The sequence below is a fragment of the Streptomyces sp. NPDC048479 genome, from assembly GCF_040651435.1.
Classification (GTDB): Bacteria; Actinomycetota; Actinomycetes; order Streptomycetales; family Streptomycetaceae; genus Streptomyces.
Map to the genome: position 1 here is coordinate 204,243 of NZ_JBEZKA010000010.1, position 19,717 is coordinate 223,959.

18 protein-coding genes are annotated in these 19,717 nt (G+C 69.0%); 10 read left to right on the plus strand and 8 right to left on the minus strand.

All coding sequences use genetic code 11. The features are described from left to right. Window positions 1-4 precede the first annotated feature (4 nt). Together AB0D12_RS18220 and AB0D12_RS18225 are read right to left on the minus strand one after the other, a co-directional pair. Window positions 5-868 (minus strand): TIGR03619 family F420-dependent LLM class oxidoreductase, encoded by an 864-nt coding sequence (locus tag AB0D12_RS18220; protein ID WP_362683273.1) that lies wholly within the window; start codon window positions 866-868, stop codon window positions 5-7. A gap of 10 nt (window positions 869-878) precedes the next feature. Then, window positions 879-1,844 carry a proline iminopeptidase-family hydrolase gene (locus AB0D12_RS18225; protein WP_362683276.1) on the minus strand — a complete coding sequence of 322 codons (966 nt, stop codon included), beginning with the start codon at window positions 1,842-1,844 and terminating at the stop codon, window positions 879-881. Between the two features lie 258 nt (window positions 1,845-2,102). Here AB0D12_RS18225 and AB0D12_RS18230 point away from each other — a divergent pair, with 258 nt between their 5' ends. The 4 genes from AB0D12_RS18230 (at window position 2,103) to AB0D12_RS18245 (ending at window position 6,383) form a co-directional block, all read left to right on the plus strand. Then, entirely contained in the window at window positions 2,103-3,134 is a 1,032-nt protein-coding gene (locus AB0D12_RS18230) for a methyltransferase (RefSeq protein ID WP_362683279.1), read from the plus strand. A 48-nt stretch (window positions 3,135-3,182) separates the two neighbouring features. Then, window positions 3,183-4,214, plus strand: coding sequence for a methyltransferase (locus AB0D12_RS18235; RefSeq protein ID WP_362683282.1), 1,032 nt, complete (start codon window positions 3,183-3,185; stop codon window positions 4,212-4,214). A gap of 89 nt (window positions 4,215-4,303) precedes the next feature. Next, window positions 4,304-4,741: a hotdog domain-containing protein gene (locus tag AB0D12_RS18240; RefSeq protein WP_362683285.1), complete on the plus strand. Its 438-nt coding sequence runs from the start codon at window positions 4,304-4,306 to the stop codon at window positions 4,739-4,741. Between the two features lie 352 nt (window positions 4,742-5,093). Beyond that, on the plus strand, window positions 5,094-6,383 hold the full coding sequence (locus AB0D12_RS18245; protein ID WP_362683288.1) for an MFS transporter: 1,290 nt from the start codon (window positions 5,094-5,096) through the stop codon (window positions 6,381-6,383). A gap of 109 nt (window positions 6,384-6,492) precedes the next feature. On the opposite strand, the gene AB0D12_RS18250 is transcribed toward AB0D12_RS18245, so the two are convergent. From AB0D12_RS18250 to AB0D12_RS18270, 5 genes are all read right to left on the minus strand, one after another. After that, on the minus strand, window positions 6,493-6,948 hold the full coding sequence (locus AB0D12_RS18250; protein WP_362683454.1) for an NUDIX hydrolase: 456 nt from the start codon (window positions 6,946-6,948) through the stop codon (window positions 6,493-6,495). Window positions 6,949-7,225: 277 nt separating this feature from the next. Then, entirely contained in the window at window positions 7,226-8,581 is a 1,356-nt protein-coding gene (locus AB0D12_RS18255) for a GH1 family beta-glucosidase (protein ID WP_362683291.1), read from the minus strand. Window positions 8,582-8,613: 32 nt separating this feature from the next. Then, the gene (locus AB0D12_RS18260) at window positions 8,614-9,477 is read right to left on the minus strand and encodes a carbohydrate ABC transporter permease (protein ID WP_362683294.1); all 864 of its coding nucleotides are present in this window, start codon (window positions 9,475-9,477) and stop codon (window positions 8,614-8,616) included. Next, a complete protein-coding gene (locus AB0D12_RS18265) occupies window positions 9,470-10,474 on the minus strand; it encodes a sugar ABC transporter permease (protein ID WP_362683297.1) in 1,005 nt (334 codons plus the stop codon). Before AB0D12_RS18265 ends, AB0D12_RS18260 begins: the two co-directional genes overlap by 8 nt. Window positions 10,475-10,484: 10 nt before the next feature. Beyond that, window positions 10,485-11,798, minus strand: a complete 1,314-nt coding sequence (locus AB0D12_RS18270) for a sugar ABC transporter substrate-binding protein (protein WP_362683300.1) — start codon at window positions 11,796-11,798, stop codon at window positions 10,485-10,487. A gap of 142 nt (window positions 11,799-11,940) precedes the next feature. Here AB0D12_RS18270 and AB0D12_RS18275 point away from each other — a divergent pair, with 142 nt between their 5' ends. Both AB0D12_RS18275 and AB0D12_RS18280 read left to right on the plus strand, forming a co-directional pair. Next, window positions 11,941-13,215: an ROK family transcriptional regulator gene (locus AB0D12_RS18275; protein ID WP_362683303.1), complete on the plus strand. Its 1,275-nt coding sequence runs from the start codon at window positions 11,941-11,943 to the stop codon at window positions 13,213-13,215. A 78-nt stretch (window positions 13,216-13,293) separates the two neighbouring features. Further along, window positions 13,294-14,556: a transglycosylase family protein gene (locus tag AB0D12_RS18280; protein ID WP_362683306.1), complete on the plus strand. Its 1,263-nt coding sequence runs from the start codon at window positions 13,294-13,296 to the stop codon at window positions 14,554-14,556. Here the strand turns inward: AB0D12_RS18280 and AB0D12_RS18285 are convergent. Further along, a complete protein-coding gene (locus AB0D12_RS18285) occupies window positions 14,458-15,516 on the minus strand; it encodes a DMT family transporter (protein ID WP_362683309.1) in 1,059 nt (352 codons plus the stop codon). The genes AB0D12_RS18280 and AB0D12_RS18285 overlap by 99 nt on opposite strands. Before the next feature lie 308 nt (window positions 15,517-15,824). Here AB0D12_RS18285 and AB0D12_RS18290 point away from each other — a divergent pair, with 308 nt between their 5' ends. From AB0D12_RS18290 to AB0D12_RS18305, 4 genes are all read left to right on the plus strand, one after another. Then, a complete protein-coding gene (locus tag AB0D12_RS18290; RefSeq protein WP_362683457.1) occupies window positions 15,825-16,520 on the plus strand; it encodes a (2Fe-2S)-binding protein in 696 nt (231 codons plus the stop codon). A 159-nt stretch (window positions 16,521-16,679) separates the two neighbouring features. Next, window positions 16,680-17,843, plus strand: a complete 1,164-nt coding sequence (glgA, locus tag AB0D12_RS18295; protein ID WP_362683312.1) for a glycogen synthase — start codon at window positions 16,680-16,682, stop codon at window positions 17,841-17,843. Between the two features lie 37 nt (window positions 17,844-17,880). After that, on the plus strand, window positions 17,881-19,098 hold the full coding sequence (glgC, locus tag AB0D12_RS18300) for a glucose-1-phosphate adenylyltransferase (protein ID WP_362683314.1): 1,218 nt from the start codon (window positions 17,881-17,883) through the stop codon (window positions 19,096-19,098). A 174-nt stretch (window positions 19,099-19,272) separates the two neighbouring features. Then, the gene (locus AB0D12_RS18305; RefSeq protein WP_362683316.1) at window positions 19,273-19,689 is read left to right on the plus strand and encodes an ATP-binding protein; all 417 of its coding nucleotides are present in this window, start codon (window positions 19,273-19,275) and stop codon (window positions 19,687-19,689) included. The last annotated feature ends 28 nt before the right edge of the window (window positions 19,690-19,717 follow it).

Below are 19,717 nucleotides of genomic sequence, written 5' to 3' on the forward strand. Positions count from 1 at the left end.
CGCTTCAGGCCGGAGCCGCCCCGAGCTTGTGGGGCGCGTGCCGCTCCACGAACTCTTCGAGCTCCGGCACCGTCAGGTCCATGGGCGGTACGACGACGAGCCGATCCACTCCGAGTTCGGCATACCTGCTCACCGTGGCGACGTCCAGCGGCCGGGCCGGGGCCACGGAGATCTTGAGCGGTCTGTCCTGCCGTCCGGCGCGGTCGGAGAGCTCCTTGAGCGAGCGCACCTGTTCCGCGGTGGAGCGTACGCCGACGAGATAGCCGAACCACTCGTCGCCGTGGGCGACCGCGCGCCGATGCGCCGCGGCACTGTGTCCGCCGATCGCCAGCGGCACCCGGCGCTGCAGGGGCCGCGGGCGGGCGTCGACGCACTCGAAGTCGGCATGCGAGCCGTGAAAGACGGGCTTGTCCATGTACCACAGCGCGTTGATGGCCTGGAGGTACTCATCCGCCCGTGTGCCGCGGCCGGCCATGGGGACGCCCACCGCGCTCATTTCGGGCTCCAGATAGCCGACGGCGGCTCCGAAGATCAGTCGGCCTGCGCTGACCACGTCCAGGCTGGCCAGCTGCTTGGCCAGTACCACGGGGTTGCGCTGCGGAAGGACGATGCAGCCGGTGCCAAGCCTGATCCGCTCCGTGTGGGCCGCCAGATGCGTCAGGGCCACCACGGGATCGAGCAGTGGGGTGTCCGGCTCCAGCGGCGACTCCTCGATACGAGGGCGGGGCAGGACGACATGGTCGGCCGCCCACAGCGAGTCGTAGCCGAGCCGTTCGGCCTGCTGGGCGATGCGGGCCGAGACCGCCGGATCCGCCGCGGCGTTCATATTCATCCCGAACAGACCGACGGTGGGGGTGGTTGATGCCATGACGGTCATGCTAACCACGCCCGACGCTCGTTGCTGTTCCAGCCGTCGGGCCGCTCTGCCGTGCGAGGAACGTTTCGACCACCGTGCGAAAGCGGTCGGGTTCCTCGAGATGCGGCATGTGGCTCGACTCCTCGAAGAGGACCCACTCGGCGTGGGGCACGCCGCGTTGGATCTCCTCGACGGCGCGGGGCGTCACTTCGTCGTGCCGTCCGGATACGAGCAGCACGGGAACCTGCACCCGGTCGAGTCGGTCGCGGATGTCCCAGCTCCGCAGTGTTCCGGTCATGGTGAATTCACTGGGCCCCATCATGGCTTCGTACACCGTGGGATTGGTTGCCACGTACTCAAGGGTGCGAAGGAGTTCACCGGGCACGGGACGGGCGCGGCACACATGACGTCCGTAGAAGGCCCGTACCGCCGCCTGATACTCCGGTGAGCCGGTGGTTCCCGCCGCCTCGTGGCGCTCGATCGGCTCCCGTACGTCCGGGGGAAGTTCACTCAGTAGCCGGGCGACTTCCTCGCGGTACGTCCATGACGACGCGAATCCGTCGGCGACGACGATCGACCTCAGCCCCGGCGGCCGCCGGACGGCCAGCTCAAGCGCCAGCATCCCACCCCATGAGTGTCCCAGTAGGTGAAAGTCGTCTGCGATACCCAAGTGACCGATCAGTACCTGAAGTTCGTCCACGAACAACTCGGGCGTCCAGAATTCGGCAGGGGCGTCCCCGTGGTGCTCGGAGCGCCCGTTGCCGACCTGGTCGTACAGCACGCAGGTCCGCCCCGTGCTCACGAGCTCGGCGACCGAGGTGAGGTAGTCGTGGGTCAGCCCCGGGCCGCCGTGGCAGATCACCAGCGGAGCCTGCTGGGAACCTTGGCCGGAGCCAGGGCCGGGCAAACTCACCACGCGGTACCACGTCTTGCGCCCCTGCCACTCCACCATGCCCTCGGTCACGGTTGCGCCGTCCAGTGCCGTCAAGGCTGCCTCCACGTCCTCGGATACCGGGCCCCGCACCATCGGCGAGTGGGCATACGTGGCGCATCGTCGCCGCGCCCACTGACAGCTCGCTGACGCCCGGCTGACCGCTCGGCCGGACCGGGGCGGGAGCCCGCCGCGGTCAGCAATCGGTCAGCCACCGGTCAGCCCACAGGGCCAGGCTGATTCATGACCGGTGACAGGCAGCCCTCGCGCGCCGGGTCACGCGACCACAGTGCGATGCCGTATGGAGGCAGACCCTTGAGCGATGCGCAACCGACACAGGCCACGGAGATCGCAGCGGCAGTCAGGCAGGTCCTCGGCGACTCGCTCGGCTACCTCTACCCCGCCGCACTGCGCGTGGCCCTGCGTAACGACATCGCCGACCACCTCACCGACGGCCCCAAGACGGCCCAGCAACTCGCCGAACTCACCGGCGTACACGGCCCCTTCCTCCACCGCGTACTGCGCTTCCTGGCAACCCGCGGCATCTTCAGGGAAGACCAGTCCTCGGCCTTCCACCTCACTCCCGCCGCACACGTCCTGCGCACCGACACCCCCTACTCCGTACGCTCCACGGCCCTGCTGCTGACCGATGAGATGTACTGGCAGTCGACCGGACGCCTCGAGGACACCGTCCGTGAAGGCAGCACCGTCTTCAACGACATCTTCGGCGCCCCCCTCTTCGACTATCTCGACCAGAACGAGGAGAGCGCAGGGACCTTCCACACCGGCATCGCCGATCTGTCGACCATCGAGCAGGGCGGCATCGCCGGGAGTTACGACTTCCCGGAGACCGGGAAGATCGTCGACATCGGCGGCGGCCCCGGCGGCTTCCTGCGCACAGTGCTCGCCAACAACCCCGGCTTGCAAGGCGTGTTGTACGAACAGGACGCGGTCCTCCAGCAGCATCAGCTCGACCACGAGGCGATCGAGGGCCGTTGGGAGACGGCCGAGGGGAACTTCTTCGACGTCGCGCCCACCGGCGGCGACATCTACATCCTCAAGCGCGTTCTGCACGACTGGAGCGACGACGACTGCCTCCGGATTCTTCAGGCCGTCCGGAAGGCCATGTCCGACCAGGCCCGCCTCCTGGTCATCGACGCAGTGGTGCCGCCCGGCAACGATCCGCACCCGGCCAAGCTGTACGACGTGGCGATGATGACGATCTTCGACGGCAAGGAGCGCACCGAGCCGGAGTTCAAGGAACTCCTCGGTGCCGCCGGCCTGCGGCTGGTCCGGGTCGTTCCCACTCCGGGGACGGTGTCAATCATCGAAGCCGTGACGGCCTGAGCGGCCGACAGTCAACTGCTCGTGATCAAGACACAGGGAGGCGAACCCTTGAGCGATGCGCAACCGACCCAGGCCACGGAGATCGCAGCGGCAGTCAGGCAGGTCCTCGGCGACTCGCTCGGCTACCTCTACCCCGCCGCACTGCGCGTGGCCCTGCGTAACGACATCGCCGACCACCTCACCGACGGCCCCAAGACGGCCCAGCAACTCGCCGAACTCACCGGCGTACACGGCCCCTTCCTCCACCGCGTACTGCGCTTCCTGGCAACCCGCGGCATCTTCAGGGAAGACCAGTCCTCGGCCTTCCACCTCACTCCCGCCGCACACGTCCTGCGCACCGACACCCCCTACTCCGTACGCTCCACGGCCCTGCTGTTCACGGATGAGATGTACTGGCACTCAGCCGGACGCCTCGAGGACACCGTCCGCGACGGCAGCACCGTCTTCAACGACATCTTCGGCGCCCCCCTCTTCGACTACATTCAGGGCGAAGGGGAGCGCGAGCGGCTCTTCAGCGATGCGATGGACACCATGTCCATGACGGAGCAGAGCGGCATCGTCGCCAGCTACGACTTCCCTGAGACGGGAACGGTCATCGATCTCGCCGGCGGCCTGGGCGGTTTCCTGCGCACCCTGCTCACCAAGAACCCCGGTCTGCACGGCGTCCTTTTCGAACGTGAATCTGTCCTCCAGCGGCACAAGTTGGACGACGCCGCGATCGAGGGACGCTGGAAGACCGCCGTGGGGGACTTCTTCGAGGCCGTACCGCCCGGTGCGGACTTCTATGTCCTCAAGCGCATCGTCCACGACAAGAGTGACGCCGACAGCCTGCGCATTCTGCGAACCGTACGCGGCGCCATGACCGAGCGGTCGCGCCTCCTCATCGTCGACGCGGTGCGCCCGCACGTGGACATCTCGCCGTCCGTCACCATCTCCGACGTGCTGATGCTGACCGTGTTCGAAGGACGAGAACGTACCGAGCAGGAACTGGAGGAGCTGCTCGCCGCCGCTGACCTCAAGTCGCTCAAGGTCATCTCCACGCCGGGAGCACTGTCCATCGTGGAGGTCGCTCCGGTCTGACCTGGAAGTGGCTGATTCTCCCTGCCGAGGATGATCCCCACTGTTACCGTCCAGAATTCGGCTCGTCCCAGCACACCTCGGAGGCAGGCATGACCCAGCACGAGACGACCGTGGAGCGCGGCATCGTCGAACCCGGCTACACGCACTTCGACGAGCTCGATTCGATGGGCTTCGTGCACAACGCCCGCTACATGGTGCTGGTGGAACGGGCGTTGACCACATTCTGGGCACGCAAGGGATTCGCGTTCACCGACGGGAAGTACACCCACCCCGACGTGTTCCTGGCTGTGGCGGAGTTCTCGATCAGTTATCGGGCACCCATTCGTGGCACCGGCGAGATCGGCATCCACCTCTGGATAGACAAACTCTCCGACTCCAGCGCGGTGTACGGATTCCGCGTACTGTCCGCGGACGGCGGCGTGGTACATGCCGAGGGACAGCGGGTGCACATCCGGCTCGACCCCAAGACGCTGCGCCCCACGTCATGGAGCCCTGCCTTCCACGACGTTGCGGAGACCCTGCTCTGACATCGGCCGCCAGACGCCCTGGTACGACGGGCTGAACAGCGGCGGAGATGTCGCATTACGGCCCCGGGCTTGTCGGCCCGGGGCCGTAGGCATGTCCACGATGCGCCATCGGGACGGTGTCAACGCCGTGTCAGCGTCCGGTCAGCCACCCGGACCAAACTGTCCGTATTCACAAGTCGCACCAACGGCACCGCTGCCGGCCAGCTCTACGGCAGGGGGCCGCGATTCGCGCCGTATCGCCCGTTCGAACGCTTCCAGCAGGGCCCTGGGCGACTTGAGACGCCCGGTCACGTGGTGATCGGCCGCGCCGGCTCATAGGACCGGGCATACGCCACCCGACCGAAAGGCCACGATGATCCCTGAAGCCCGGTCCGCCCCTGCCACCACCCCTCCGCCGGACACGCTCGCCGAACCGGTCACGCGGGTCGGCCGAAGGTTCGTGGGCGGCATCGCGCTCGTCAGTCTGGGCATGTGGACCGCGTTGTACACCCCGATACAGGTACTGCTCGCCCAGCAGCTGGAGACGATCGACCCGGGCCACAAGGAGTCGGCACTCGGTCTGGTCACCGGGCTCGGCGCGGTGATCGCACTGGTCGCCACCCCGATCGCGGGCGCCCTGTCGGACCGCACCACCTCGCGTTTCGGCCGCCGCAGGCCCTGGCTGGCCGGCGGCGCGCTGGGCACAGCGCTGGGCCTGGGGATCCTGGCCCCGCAGACCACGGTGACAGGCGTCGCGCTCGGCTGGTGCCTGGTACAGCTGTCGCTCAGCGCGATGCTCGCAGGCCTGGTCGCCGAGGTGCCCGACCACGTCCCGGTCGCGCAGCGCGCCGTCGTGAGCGCGTGGGTGGGAGCCACTCAGCCTCTGGCCGTCGTGCTCGGTACGGTCCTGGTGACCGTCGCTGTGAGCGGACCCCGCAGCGGTTACCCCCTGGTCGCCGCCGTCGTGGTCCTGTTCGCCGTGCCCTTTGTGTCGTCGGTCAAGGACGCCCGGCTGCCGGGCTCCGCGGTGCCCGCCGTGGGCTGGTCGCGATTCCTGGCCGGGTTCTGGATCAGCCCTCGTCGCCACCGCGACTTCGCCCTTGCGTGGCTGACGCGACTGCTCGTACAGCTCGGCAACGCCACAGGGACGCTGTACCTGCTCTACTTCCTGCGCGACGAGGTGCACTACGAACAGCGGTTTCCCGGGCGCGAGGCCGAACAGGGGCTGCTGACTCTCGTCGCCCTCTACACCGTCGGCATCGTGCTCACCGCGTTCATCGGCGGTGTGGTGTCCGACCGGCTCGGCCGGCGCAAGTCGCTGGTCACGGCGTCCGGTGTGGTGATTGCGCTCGGCTCGGTTCTGCTGGCGATCTGGCCGACATGGCCGACCGCGCTGGTGGCCGCGAGCCTGATGGGCCTCGGTTACGGCGTCTACGTCTCGGTGGACCAGGCGCTGATCACCCAAGTGCTGCCCACCGCGGGCGACCGCGGACGGGATCTCGGTGTCATCAACATCGCGAACTCCCTCCCGCACGTGCTGGCACCGGCCATCGCCGCCGTCCTGGTCACTCACCTCGGAGGCTACCCGGCGCTCTTCGCGTTCGCCGCCGCCCTCACGCTGCTCGGCGCTGTCCTGGTGCAACGGATCCGGAGCGTGCCCTGACGGCAGCAGGAGCGGACCTCGACCGCCGGGGTCACGACCCGCCCCTTCGCGCCAGGCATGCCGTGTGTCATGCGGACCTCTTCGACGAGGCGGCGCCAGTGCTCCCTGGCTACGAAGCCGCTTCCGGCGCCGTTCCGTGCTCCAGGTAGGCAGTCACACCGTTGGCACGGGCCTCGATGCCAGCGGTGATCCGGCGTACGAGGCGGGGGATGGTGAGTTCCGGCAACTCTCCGGTGTCGTGGAAGGCGTAGCCGCGGAGCTCGCTGGTCTGGAGCGCGATGTGCCGGCATTCGTCCGCGGTGAGGCGGCCTCCGTCGAAGAGATAGAGGACCTTGTCTCCCTCTCCTGGGTTCGGTGCCCAGTCCACGACGAGCATGCAGCCGATGGTGGGCTTGATGCCCAGCTCCTCGTGGACTTCGCGCACGCAGGCCTGCAGGGGTGACTCCCCCTGCTCGACGTATCCGCCGGGGATGTCGCGGTAGTCCTTGTACGAGGGTTCGACGAGCAGGATCCGGTCGGCGTCGTCGAAGAACAGAGCGCCGGCTGCCATGCGCGGGTGGGCCATCTTCGCTTCGTGCTCGTGCTCGTTCTCGCTCACGGGACGGACTCTAACCGCCGACGACGCCGAGCCTGCGGGCCAGGTCAAACGATCGGAACCCGATGCGCACGGTGTGAGGGTTTGACCTGTGCTCGGCGGCGAGTGGTATCCGGCCGTGAGATTCAAGCCCCGGCAGGGGCGGGACATTGTCTTCAGACGTTCGCTCACCAGAGTGTCCGAGCATCTCGGTTGCATGCGGGGGCGCACAGAGGCGCGTACGCATGACGAGTGCGCAGGCCCCCGATCACGCCGCCCTGCGTGACCTTCGCGACGCGGCGCGGATGATGTCCGCGTAGCGGTGCCCGCTGCCCTTGATGGTGCGGCGCTGCGTCGCGTAGTCGACGTGGACAAGGCCGAACCGCTTGTCGTAGCCGTACGCCCACTCGAAGTTGTCCAGCAGCGACCAGGCGAAGTAGCCGGCGACCGGCGCACCCTGGCGCGCGGCCCGTCCGCAGGCCGCCAGGTGTTCCTCCAGGTACTGGACGCGCTCGGGGTCGTCGATCGTCCCGTCCGCCCGGACGACGTCCGGATAGGCCGAGCCGTTCTCGGTGACATGGATGCGCTGCGCGCCGTATTCCTCGGTCAGGCGGAGGAGGAGTTGTTCCAGACCGTCCGCATGGACCTCCCAGTCCATGGCGGTGTGCCGGGCGCCCGGCAGATAGATCTGTTTGGCGTACGGCACGGGGCCGGTCGGGTCGGCGGTGACGATCTGGCGGAAGTAGTAGTTCAGCCCCAGCCAGTCCAGCGGCGCCGCGATGGTCTTCAAGTCGCCTGCGTGCTCCGGAAGTTTGACGCAGTACAGCTCGAGCATGTCCTGGGGATAGCCGCGGCCGTGGATCGGGTCGAGCCACCAGCGGTTGGTGTGGCCGTCCGCCCGGACGGCGGCGGCGTGGTCCTCCGCGCGATCGGTCGCCGGCTCGATCGGGCTGAGGTTGTTGACGATGCCGACGCGCGCGTCGGACGAGGCCGCGCGGATCGCCTGGACGGCCAGACCGTGGCCGAGGTGCAGATGGTACGAGGCGTGCACCGCGGCCCTGAGATCGGTCAGGCCCGGCGCCATCCGGCCCTCCAGATGGCCGATCCACGCCGAGCAGAGTGGCTCGTTGAGCGTCGCCCAGTCCTTGACCCGGTCGCCGAGCCGTTCGGCGACGGCGGAGGCATACGCCGCGAAGTGCTCCGCGGTCTCGCGGGCCGGCCAGCCGCCCCGGTCCTGGAGCGTCTGCGGCAGGTCCCAGTGGTAGAGCGTCGCGAACGGCGTGATGCCCGCGTCGAGGAGACCGTCGACCAGCCGGTCGTAGAAGGCGAGGCCCGCCCTGTTCACCGGCCCGTCTCCGCCGGGCACGATCCGCGGCCAGGCGATCGAGAACCGGTAGGCGCCGATGCCGAGTTGCTTCATCAGCCCGATGTCTTCGGGCCAGCGGTGGTAGTGGTCGCAGGCCACATCGCCGGTGTCGCCGCCCGCGACCGCTCCCGGCGTGTGGGAGAAGGCGTCCCAGATCGACGGGGAGCGGCCGTCCTCGGCCACGGCCCCCTCGATCTGGTACGCGGCGGTGGCTGCGCCCCAAGTGAAGTCGGCCGGAAGGGCGTTGAGGTCGTTCACGGACTGCCTTTCTGCTGGGGTCGGGGGACGGATCACTTGACGGCGCCCGCGGTGAGGCCGGCGACGAGATAGCGCTGGAGCAGCAGAAACCCGGCGACGACGGGCACGCTGACGACGAGCGAAGCGGCCATGACCTGGTTCCAGTAGACGTCGTTCTGGGTGGCGTAGCCCTTGAGCCCGACGGAGAGCGTGCGGGTGACGTCGTTCGTCATCACGGACGCGAACAGGACTTCGCCCCAGGCCGTCATGAACGCGTAGACGGCCACGGCGACGATGCCGGGGACAGCGGCCGGCACCACGACCCGGAAGAGCGCGCCGAGCGGTCCGCAGCCGTCCACCATCGCGGCCTCGTCCAGATCCCGCGGGATCGAGTCGAAGTAGCCGATCAGCATCCAGATGGAGAAGGGGAGCGAGAACGTCAGATAGGTGAGGATCAGGCCGCCGCGTGAGCCGTACAGGGCGATGCCGGTGCTGTTCCCGATATTGACGAAGATCAGGAACAGCGGGAGCAGGAAGAGGATGCCGGGGAACATCTGGGTGGACAGCACGGTGATGGTGAAGACTCGTCGGCCGCGGAATCGGTAGCGGCTCACGGCGTACGCGGCGAACACCGCGATGACCACCGACAAGACGGTCGCCGCACCCGCCACGATCAGTGAGTTGAGGAAGTAGCGGGCGAGCGGAACGGTGTTCCAGATGTCGAAGTACGGCCGGATCGTGAGCCCCGACGGAATCCACTGGAACTTCCCCGACACGTCCTGCAGCGGCTTCACCGAGCTGCTGACCATCACATAGACGGGAAGCAGCGCGAACGCCGTCAGGAACGTCAGCACGACGCGGCGCGTCCAGAGGAACGACTGCGGCGGCGCGCTCGGAGACCTGGGCGGCCTAGGCATCGGCGCCCCTCCTTCCACGGGAGGTGAGCAGCAGATGGACGGCCGTCACCAGCAGCAGGAACAGCAGCAGCAGGACGGACATCGCGGATCCCGAGCCGAAGTTCCAGGCGACGAACGACGACTGGTAGATATGGACCGAGATCAGGTCGGCGGCCTCCGGAGCGGCCCTGCCGAACAGGACATACGGCGTGTTGAAGTCGTTGAAGGTCCACAGGAACAGCACAAGCACCAGTACCTGGTTGACCGGGCGCAGCGACGGCAGCGTGATCTTGCGGATCTGCTGCCAGACGCCTGCGCCGTCGATCGCCGCCGCTTCGTACAGCTCGCGGGGGATGTTCTGCAGCCCCGCCATGACGATGAGGAAGGCGAACGGCCAGGACTTCCAGACCGCGACCACGACCAGCGCGATGAAGCTGTTGTCGCCGATCAGCCAGAAGGACGGCTGGTCGGTGAGGCCGAGCTGGTCGTGCAGCACATGGTTGATCAGGCCGTTGTCGCGCTGGAACATGAAGGCCCAGGTGATGACGGCGGCGTACACCGGCAGGGCGTACGGGGTGAGGAAAACGGCCCGCAGGAAGCCGCGGCCGCGGAAGTTCTCCTGCATCATGATCGCCGCGCCGACGCCGAACAGCCAGGACAGTCCGACGGCGAAGACGGTGAACAGGCAGGTGACGTAGAAGGAGTGGAGCAGGGCCTGGCCGATCGGGGCGTCGAAGTCGACGGCGACCTTGTAGTTGTCGAGCGCCGCCCAGGGGGCCTCGCCCCAGTTGCGGATGTAGAACTGCGTGAGCCGGCGGAAGCTCATCACGATGCCCATGACCATCGGAATGAGATGGACGAGCAGTTCGAGCACGACGGCCGGCAGGAGCAGGAGATAGGGCAGGCCGCCGTGGCGGATACGGTCCGGGATACGCGGACGGCGTCTGCGCGCGTCCCCCTTGCCCGAGCTCGCACCGCTGTCGGCCCGGTCCGTCCGGCCGGGAGCCACGATGGTCATGGGGAAGCCCTCACTGCTGCATCTGCTGCTGGGCCTTGGCCAGGCGTGCCTTGACGGACTCGGTCGTCACCGGCAGTCCGGCTGCGGCGTCCGCCCACAGCTCTTTGACGGCGGTGCCGACAGCCGTCTCGAACTGCGACTCGGTCGGCACCTGGGGCAGCGGGGCGGCGCTGGCGGTCAGCGTGTCGCGAAGGACCTTCAGATCGGGCGCGGAGAACGCCGGGTCCTGCTGCGCGGCCTTGACCGGCGGAATGGATCCGTACGTCTTGTTGAGCAACTTCTGCTCGGCGTCGCTCGTCATGAACTTCACGAACTTCTTGGCGCCGTCGATGTTCTTCGTGTTCTTGAAGACCGCCATATTGATGCCCGCGACCATGGAGTTGGTGTTCCGGCCGGTGCCGGGAGCGCCGGCCGGGACCGGTACGGGCGCCACGCCCCAGTCCGCGGGCTTCATGCCCTGCGCGGCGAACGTCGAGGCGGCAGCCTGCCACAGCACCATGGCCGTCCTGCCGCGTGCGAAGTCCTGGAGGGACTGGTTCTGGGCGTACTCCGCGTTGCCGGGAGCGATGATCTTGTCCTTGGCCATGAAGTCGACATACTGCTTCACCGCGGCGACTGCGCCGTCCGAGGTAAAGGTGGGCTTGGCCGAGGAGTCGAAGAAGTCCGCGCCGTGCTGCTTTCCGAGGACAAAGACCTGGTGGATGTTGTTCGCGAGGTTTCCGCCCTCGGCGCCCAGGGCCCATTTCCCGTTCTTCGAGAGCTTCTTGCCGTCCGCGACCAGCTGGTCCCAGGTGGCCGGCGGCTGCGAGATGCCCGCCTCGGCGAACATCTTCTTGTTGTAGTAGAGCGCGTACGCGAGCGAGTACAGCGGTACGGCCGCGGGGTCCTTGCCCTCCGCCCCGGCCGAGGCGACAGCCGAACCGACGAAGCGGTCACGTCCGCCGATCGCGTCGAAGTTCTTCCGGCCCCAGGGCAGCAGCGCGCCGGTCGCCTGGAGGGAGGCCGACCAGGTGTTGCCTATGTTGAGGACGTCGGGGCCCTGGCCGGACGTGGTGGCGGCGAGGATCCGGTTGAGGAGATCGGACCAGGGGACCACCTCGAGCTTGACCTTGATGCCCGTCTGCTGCTCGAACTTCTTGAGTTCGGGTGTGAGGATCTTCTTGTCGGCTTCGACGTCGGGGCCCTGATTCGAGGCCCAGTACGTGAGCGTCTTGGGCGATTCGTTGCTGCCGCCTCCGTCGGCGGAGGTGCCTCCGCCGCAGCCTGTGACGGCGGCGAGTGCGGTGACGGCGGTGACGGCTGCTGCGGCTCTGATCGTGCGCATGAGAGGTGGCCCCTTCCCGGGGGTGGCTGCGTTCGGTTCCCGAAAGATCTCCCTGGCTTAATTCATGTCGTGATTTAAGAGGTGAGGGAAGTTCGCGTCAAGGTCTGCGGCCGGGGTATGTTGCGTCCAGGGAAGGAGCACCATGGCGGAGCGCAACAGACGGACAGTGCGCGACCTGCGGCGCGGCAACCGCGCCCGGGTACTGCAACGGTTGTATTTCGACGGCCCGTTGAGCCGCCAGGAGCTCGGCCCCGCTACCGGGCTGAGTTCAGGATCCATCAGCAACGTCGTCTCGGAGCTCGTCGCCGAGGGAGTGCTGGAGGAGGCCGGAGTGGTCGACTCCGACGGCGGCCGGCCGCGCACCCTGCTGCGGGTCGCCCCCGGCGGCGGAATGGTGATCGGCATCGACATCGGCGAGACCCGCGTACGCGTCGAACTCTTCGACCTCTCGCTCACCGAACTCGCCCGCACCGAACGCCCGCTGGCCCAGCACGGCTACGACGTCGAGCGCATCGTCGCCCATGTCCGCACCGGCGTCTCCGACGTTCTGCGGGACGCGGGCGCAGACGTGACGAGTCTTCTCGGCATCGGGATCGGCGTCCCCGGAATCATCGAACAGGACACCCCCGACGGCGCGGTCGTACACGGCCAGACCATCGGCTGGAGCGCCGTGCCGTTCGAGAAGCTCCTCCGCGCCGCCGTCGAACTGCCCCCGGAAGTACCGCTGTTCATCGACAACGGCGCCAAGACGCTCGGCCAGGCCGAAATGTGGTTCGGCGGCGGCCGCGGCGCCCGCGAGGCCGCCGTCGCGCTCATCGGCTCCGGAGTCGGCGCCTGTGTCGTGCACGCCGCCACGCCCGACGAGAACGCCAGCAGCAGTGCGCTCGAATGGGGCCATACGACCGTACGGATCCGGGGACGACGGTGCCGCTGCGGCTCTCTCGGCTGTCTGGAGGCGTACGCGGGCGCGGAAGCGCTGCGCGAGCGCTGGCAGGAGGCGGGCGGACCGCCGGCGGCCGACGTCGACGACGAGACCGCGCTGGCCGCGCTGCTCGCCGCGGCCTTCCCCGGCCCGGACGGCCCCGAGCCCGACCCGGTGGCACTCTCGCTGCTCGACGACACCGCCGAGTATCTGGGTGCGGCCGTCGCCGACCTGATCAACCTCTTCCGGCCCGAACGCATCCTGCTCGGCGGCTGGGCCGGACTGCTGCTCGGCCCGCATCTCCTCCCCGAAGTGCGCCGGTACGCGGGGGAGTACGCCCTGCGCCACGCGGGCGCCCGCACCACCGTCGAACTGGGACAGCTCGGTCCGGACGCGGTCACCGTCGGAGCTGCGACACTGCCGCTCGCCGACTTCCTGGCGCGCGGCGGCAGTCGGCCGCCGGCCGTCAGCCGGGCCACAGTGCGCGGGAGCTGACCCCTTGTCATGGTGCGTGCCGTGCACCTAGTTTGGCCGCTTGTGAGGTGACCTGCATATCAGTGGGGGAGTCCCAAGATGGCCGCAACCGGTCGGCACCGTCGATACCAGCCGAGCCGCATCAACCGTGCTTCTCTCACTGTCACGGCGGGCGGTGCGGGCATGGCTCTGCCGCTCATCGGCGCGGGCACGACCCATGCTGCCTCGGTGGACGTCTGGGAGAAGGTCGCGTCCTGCGAGTCCACGAACAACTGGAAGATCAACACCGGCAACGGCTACTACGGCGGGCTGCAGTTCACCCAGTCCACCTGGGAGGCGTACGGGGGCAGGGAGTTCGCCCCGCGCGCGGATCTCGCCGGCAAGGACCAGCAGATAGCCATCGCCGAGAGGGTCCTGGGGGGCCAGGGCCCCGGGGCCTGGCCCGTCTGTTCCGCCCGCGCCGGGCTCACCCGTGGCGGTGACGCCCCCGACATCGCACCGGAGAGGCGATTAGCGCCGCAGAGTGAGCACAGATACGAACGCAAGGCAGCGCCGAAGAAGGCCACGCCGACCACCGTGCCCACACATCGCGAGGGCTACACGGTCGCCCGCGGCGACTCACTCTCCAAGATCGCGGACTCCGAGCAGGTCAGGGGCGGCTGGCATCAGCTCTACGCACAGAACCGCACCGTCGTCGGCCCGGACCCCGACCTCATCCACCCGGGCCAGAAGCTGATCCTGCGCGTCGAGGCTCCCAAGCCCGACCCGAGGCCCGACCCGACCGCTGCGCCGGCCAAGCAGAAGCCGAAGGCCCAGCCCAAGCAGCAGGCACCGAAGCAGGCCCAGCCCAAGCAGCAGGCACCGAAGCAGGAGCGGCCCAAGCAGCAGGCTCCCAAGCAGCAGGCTCCCAAGAAGCAGGCGCCCAAGCAGGTGCACGCGGCCAAGCCCGCGCACCGGAGCGGCTTCAACGCCCCCGTGCAAGCGAACCCCGGCACCCCCTACGGCAAGCCCGGCTCCTCCTGGGCCAGTGGCCACCACACCGGCGTGGACTTCCCGGTCCCCACCGGCACCTCGGTGAAGGCCGTCGCCTCCGGCCGCGTCGTCTCGGCCGGCTGGGGCGGCGCGTACGGCTATCAGGTGGTCATCCGCCACGCGGACGGCAAGTACAGCCAGTACGCGCACCTGTCGGCGCTCACCGTGCGCTCCGGCCAGCAGGTCAGCAGCGGTCAGCGGATCGCACGCTCGGGGTCCACCGGCAACAGCTCAGGGCCGCATCTCCATTTCGAGGTGCGTACGGGTCCCGGATACGGGTCCGACATCGATCCCGTCGCCTACCTCAGATCGGGCGGCGTCTCCGTCTGACGGGCGCCCGTGCGGAGGTACGTGGCGCCCTCGGGGTTCCACGTGGCGCATCCGCGGTTCCGATCGGCGGATCGGCTGTTGCGAGGGGCGCATCCGCGCGGCCGCCTCCGCCGGTGATTCCGCCTCCGCGCGCGTCGCCTTGATCCGCTCCGTCGTCAGCAGCATCAGCCCGCCCGCCGCCACGACACCGAAGCCGAGCGCGAACACGGTGCCCGGCACGCCGTACCGGAAGGTCTCACCGAACATCGTGATGCCGACAGCGGCCGCCACCACCGGATTGACGACCGTGACCGTGGCCAGCGGGGCAGCGAGTCCCGCGCCGTGGTAGGAGGACTGGGAGAGCAGCAGACCACCGCAGGCCAGGGCGGCGATCACCAGCAGGCTCGGCCACTGGTCGAGCGGCGCGGACCACGTCCAGTCCACCGCGACCGTCTTGGTGAACACCGAGGCGATACCGAAGGCCACACCCGCGGCGGCGGCGAGCAGCACACTGCGGATGATCGGCCGGTTCACGGTCTGGGCGGCCAGGAAGAGCAGCGCCACACCGCCGAAGGTCGCGCCGGCCAGCACCCCGCGCTGCCCGCCGTCCAATGAGTGGGAGGTGGATGTGCCGGTCAGCGCCAGCAGCCCGGCCAGCCCCGCCGTCGCCATGATCGCGCCGCGCCAGGCGGCGGCCCCCGCCCGGCGCCGTACGAACAGCGCCGCCATCGGCAGCGCGAAGACGATTGTCAGCGCGCCGAGCGGCTGGACCAGGCTCAGCGGCCCGTACGCCAGCGCCATCACATGCAGCACGGCGCCGAGCCCGTTGAGAGCGACGGCGCCCCACCACGCGGCGTGGTGCAGCGGTGCGTACGGCCGGGCCGAGGTGGAGGCAGCGACATGCTCCTGCGTGATCGCCCCGGCCGCATAAGCGACCGCGGAGACCAGTGACAGCACCACGGCCAGCGCGAGGGAACTCATAGAGACCACGATCTCCCGCTTCAGCGTTCACGTCGTCGTCCTTGAGCAGGCACTTGGACCTACTGCCGAAGTAGTACGCGCGTCGGTCAAATCCCCCTCTCGGCGGGGGCGCACGTCGGCGAGGGGGAGATCGACCGGCTCGGTTCCAGGACGTAATCACCCATATGGACGCATACGGCGTTCTCCGTCCAGTGTCCCCGCCCCGGCCGGGCATCGCGAGCCGTGACTACGGTGACCTGGTGCGGGCATGCCGCATGTCAGGGGCAGAACACCTCGTACGGGTGATGACAGAGAGCGGGAGCGTGGGCGTGGATCTGGAGGAGGTGGGCTCCGTCGGTGGCTTCTTCGCCTTGCAGACCGGCACACCGGGCGAGCGGCAGCTCCCGCTGGCGCGGCTGTACGCGGGCGACACCGCGCCGCTCACGGCCCGTATCGACACGGTCGCAGCCCGCCTTCGCGCCCCCGAGCGCAGGGTCGCCGCCTCCATCGCCCACCTGGGACTCGCGGCCCGGCTCTGGTCGGTCGCGCTGGGCTCTGCCGCGCTGCACGGACAGCTGCCCGACCTCGACCCCGCGCGGCTGCACTGGGACCCGGACCGCAGCGCGCCCGACGATCTGCGGCTGACCGTCGCACATCCGCTGCCGGCGACCGCGGAAACGGTCCGCGAGGTGGTGCAGTACGGCCACCTCGTCCCCCTGGCGGACGCGCTCCACGGCGACGTACGGATCTCCCGGCAACTGCTGTGGGGCAACGCGGGCTCCGCACTCGCCGGGGCCGTACGCGAGCTCCACGCCTGGGCGCGGCGCAGTGGCCGGCCGGAAGTGGGCGAACGGGCATCGGCGCTCGCCGCCGGACTCTTCACCCACCCCGATCTGTCCGGCACGGTCCACGGTCCCGCGCTGCGGCGCCGCAGCTGCTGTCTCTACTACCGCTGCCCGGGGGGCGGGCTGTGCGGCGACTGCGTCTTCGACCGTCCGCCGCGGCGCTCCGCGCAGCGGTCCTGACCGCGGTCTTCCGCGCACGCCGTATGTGAGTGACCATCATGGGGTGCTGTTTCTTCCCGGGGGACGCAGTCCCCGATTGCGGCTCCGCCGCGGGCCGGCCCCCCGGCCGAAAAGCAGGCCATCGGGGCTGAACCAACCGCCTTCGCGAGGTGAGTCTCCGTGAAGGTGGGACTGCTCACGCGCGAGTTTCCGCCGGACGTCTACGGGGGCGCCGGGGTCCATGTGGAGTTCCTGGCCCGGGAGTTACGAGCTCTCGCCGACATCGAGGTGCACTGCTGGGGCGAGGGCGCGGCCGAAGGGGTCCTGCGCCACCTGCCGCTCGCCGGACTCGACGGCGCGAACGACGCACTGCGCACCTTCTCCGTCGACCTCGCGATGGCCGCCGAGCTCCAGGGTCGCGAACTGGTCCACTCCCACACCTGGTACGCCAATCTCGCCGGTCATCTCGCGAAGCTGCTCCACGGCGTACCGCATGTGATGACCGCGCACTCGCTGGAGCCGCTGCGCCCCTGGAAGGCCGAGCAGCTGGGCGGCGGCTACGCCCTCTCCAGCTGGGCCGAGCGCACGGCGATCGAGGCCGCGGACGCGGTGATCGCCGTCTCCCGCGGTATGCGCGCCGACATCCTCGCCTGCTATCCCGCCCTCGACCCGGACCGGGTGCATGTCGTCCACAACGGCATCGACACCCGTATGTACCGTCCCGACCACGAGACGACCGCACTCGAGCGGATCGGCCTCGACCCGCACCGCCCGTTCGTCCTCTTCGTCGGCCGTATCACCCGGCAGAAGGGCGTCCCGCATCTGCTGCGCGCCGCCCGCTCCTTCGACCCGGACGCCCAGCTGGTGCTGGCGGCCGGCGCCCCCGACACCCCGGAGATCGGGCATGAGTTCCGGGAGCTGGTCGAGGAGCTGGACCGCGTACGCGACGGGGTGCACTGGATTCCCGAGATGCTGCCGCGTCCGCAGGTCATCCAACTCCTCAGCCATGCCGCGGTGTTCGTCTGCCCCTCGGTGTACGAGCCGCTGGGCATCGTCAATCTGGAGGCCATGGCCTGCGGAACTGCCGTCGTCGCGTCGGCGGTCGGCGGCATCCCCGAGGTCGTGGACGACGGACGCACGGGACTGCTCGTGCCCTACGACGCCGCTCACCCGGAAGCCTTCGAGTCGGGCCTCACCCAGTCGGTGAACCGGGTACTCGACGACGCCGGGGAGGCAGCGAGGATGGGCGCGGCCGGACGGGATCGCGCGGTACGTGAGTTCGGCTGGGAACAGGTGGCCCGGCGCACGTACGAGGTGTACGAGGAGTTGCTCAAACAGTCATAGCGGCCATGGCGGGCATGGCACGCATAGAGGGGGCGCGATGCGCGGTGGACCTTCGGTGCTCGGAATCGTACTGGCCGGCGGGGAGGGCAAGCGGCTGATGCCGCTCACCGCCGACCGGGCAAAACCGGCGGTGACTTTCGGCGGCATGTACCGGCTCGTCGATTTCGTCCTCTCCAGCCTCGTCAACGGCGACATCCTGCGTATCTGCGTACTGACCCAGTACAAGTCGCACTCGCTGGACCGCCATGTGACCACCACCTGGCGGATGTCGAGTCTGCTCGGCAACTACGTCACACCCGTACCGGCCCAGCAGCGGCTCGGCCGGCGCTGGTATCTCGGCAGTGCGGACGCCATCCTGCAGTCACTCAACCTCGTCAACGACGAACAGCCCGACTACATCGCGGTGTTCGGCGCCGACCACGTCTACCGGATGGACCCGCGGCAGATGCTGCAGCGGCACATCGAGAGCGGCGCCGGTGTCACCGTCGCCGGGATCAAGGTGCCGCGCGCCGAAGCGTCCTCCTTCGGGATCATCACACCCGCCTCCGACGGCGCCCGGGTCGAGCGGTTCCTGGAGAAGCCCGCCGACCCGCCGGGGCTGCCGGGCGACCCCGGCCGGGTATTCGCCTCCATGGGCAACTACCTCTTCTCCACCAAGGTGCTCGTGGACGCTCTCCACCGGGACGCCGAGGACGAGCGCTCGGTCCATGACATGGGCGGCTCGATACTGCCGATGCTCACCGAGCGCGGTGTGGCACAGCTCTACGACTTCGATGAGAACCATGTGCCCGGTGAGAGTACGCGCGAGCACGGATACTGGCGTGATGTGGGCACCATCGACACGTACTACGAAGCCCATATGGATCTGATTCCGGACCGTCCGGTCTTCGACCTCGACAACCGGCGCTGGCCCCTCTACACCCACTCCGGCCAGCTGCCGCCCGCTCGCCTCATCGGCGCGGGCATCGCGAGCGAGTCGATCATCAGCCCCGGCTGTGTCGTCCGCGGCCAGGTCACCCGGTCCGTGCTCTCGCCCGGCGTTGTCGTCGCAGAGGGGGCGGTGGTGCAGGGCTCGGTCCTCCACGACAACGTTCGCATCGGTCGGGGTGCGGTGGTGCGTGGCTCGATCCTGGACAAGAACGTGGATGTCCCGCCCGGCGCGACGATCGGCGTCAACCCCGAGCGCGACCAGGAGCTCTACACCGTCTCGAAGAACGGAGTCATCGCGCTGGGGAAGGGCCGGCGCGTGCTGTGAGGCTTGCCGGCCCAAAGACAGGCCCCGCGGCTGATTGCCGATCGTGCCAACCGGGAATCACAGGGGTGAGGGGCCTGTCGTTGCGTGGACGCCTCCGACGGCTGCCCCAGTCGGTTTTCTTGGCCTGAACCGGCTGCCGAGTGAAGACCGCCCAGTGAAGAACGGAGTGATCCCATGCGTGCGCACAGGCAAGCCCGTCGGCGAGCCGCATGCGCGACGTACACCCTGCCACAGGCAGAGACATCGGCCCGCTGGGCGCGGCATCTGACGACCGCCTTCCTCACCAGCGGACGCGGCGAGGAGGTGTCCGGGGACCAGGTGGAAGACGTGACCCTGGTCGTCTCGGAGCTCGTCACCAATGCCACCCGGCACGGCCGCAGCGGCTGCCGGCTCCGGCTGCACATCGACACCGGACTGGTCACCGTCGAAGTGGAGGACAGCAGTCCCATACCGCCGCGGTTGTGTTCACCGCAGGAGACGGAGGAGGGCGGGCGGGGCATCGCGTTGGTGCGTCAGCTCGCGCAGCACTTCGCCGTGCGCGGCGGACCCGGCGGCGGCAAGACCGTACAGGCCGTACTCGCCTCGAGCTGAAGGAGAGCGACTCTCCTCGAGCCGTGCC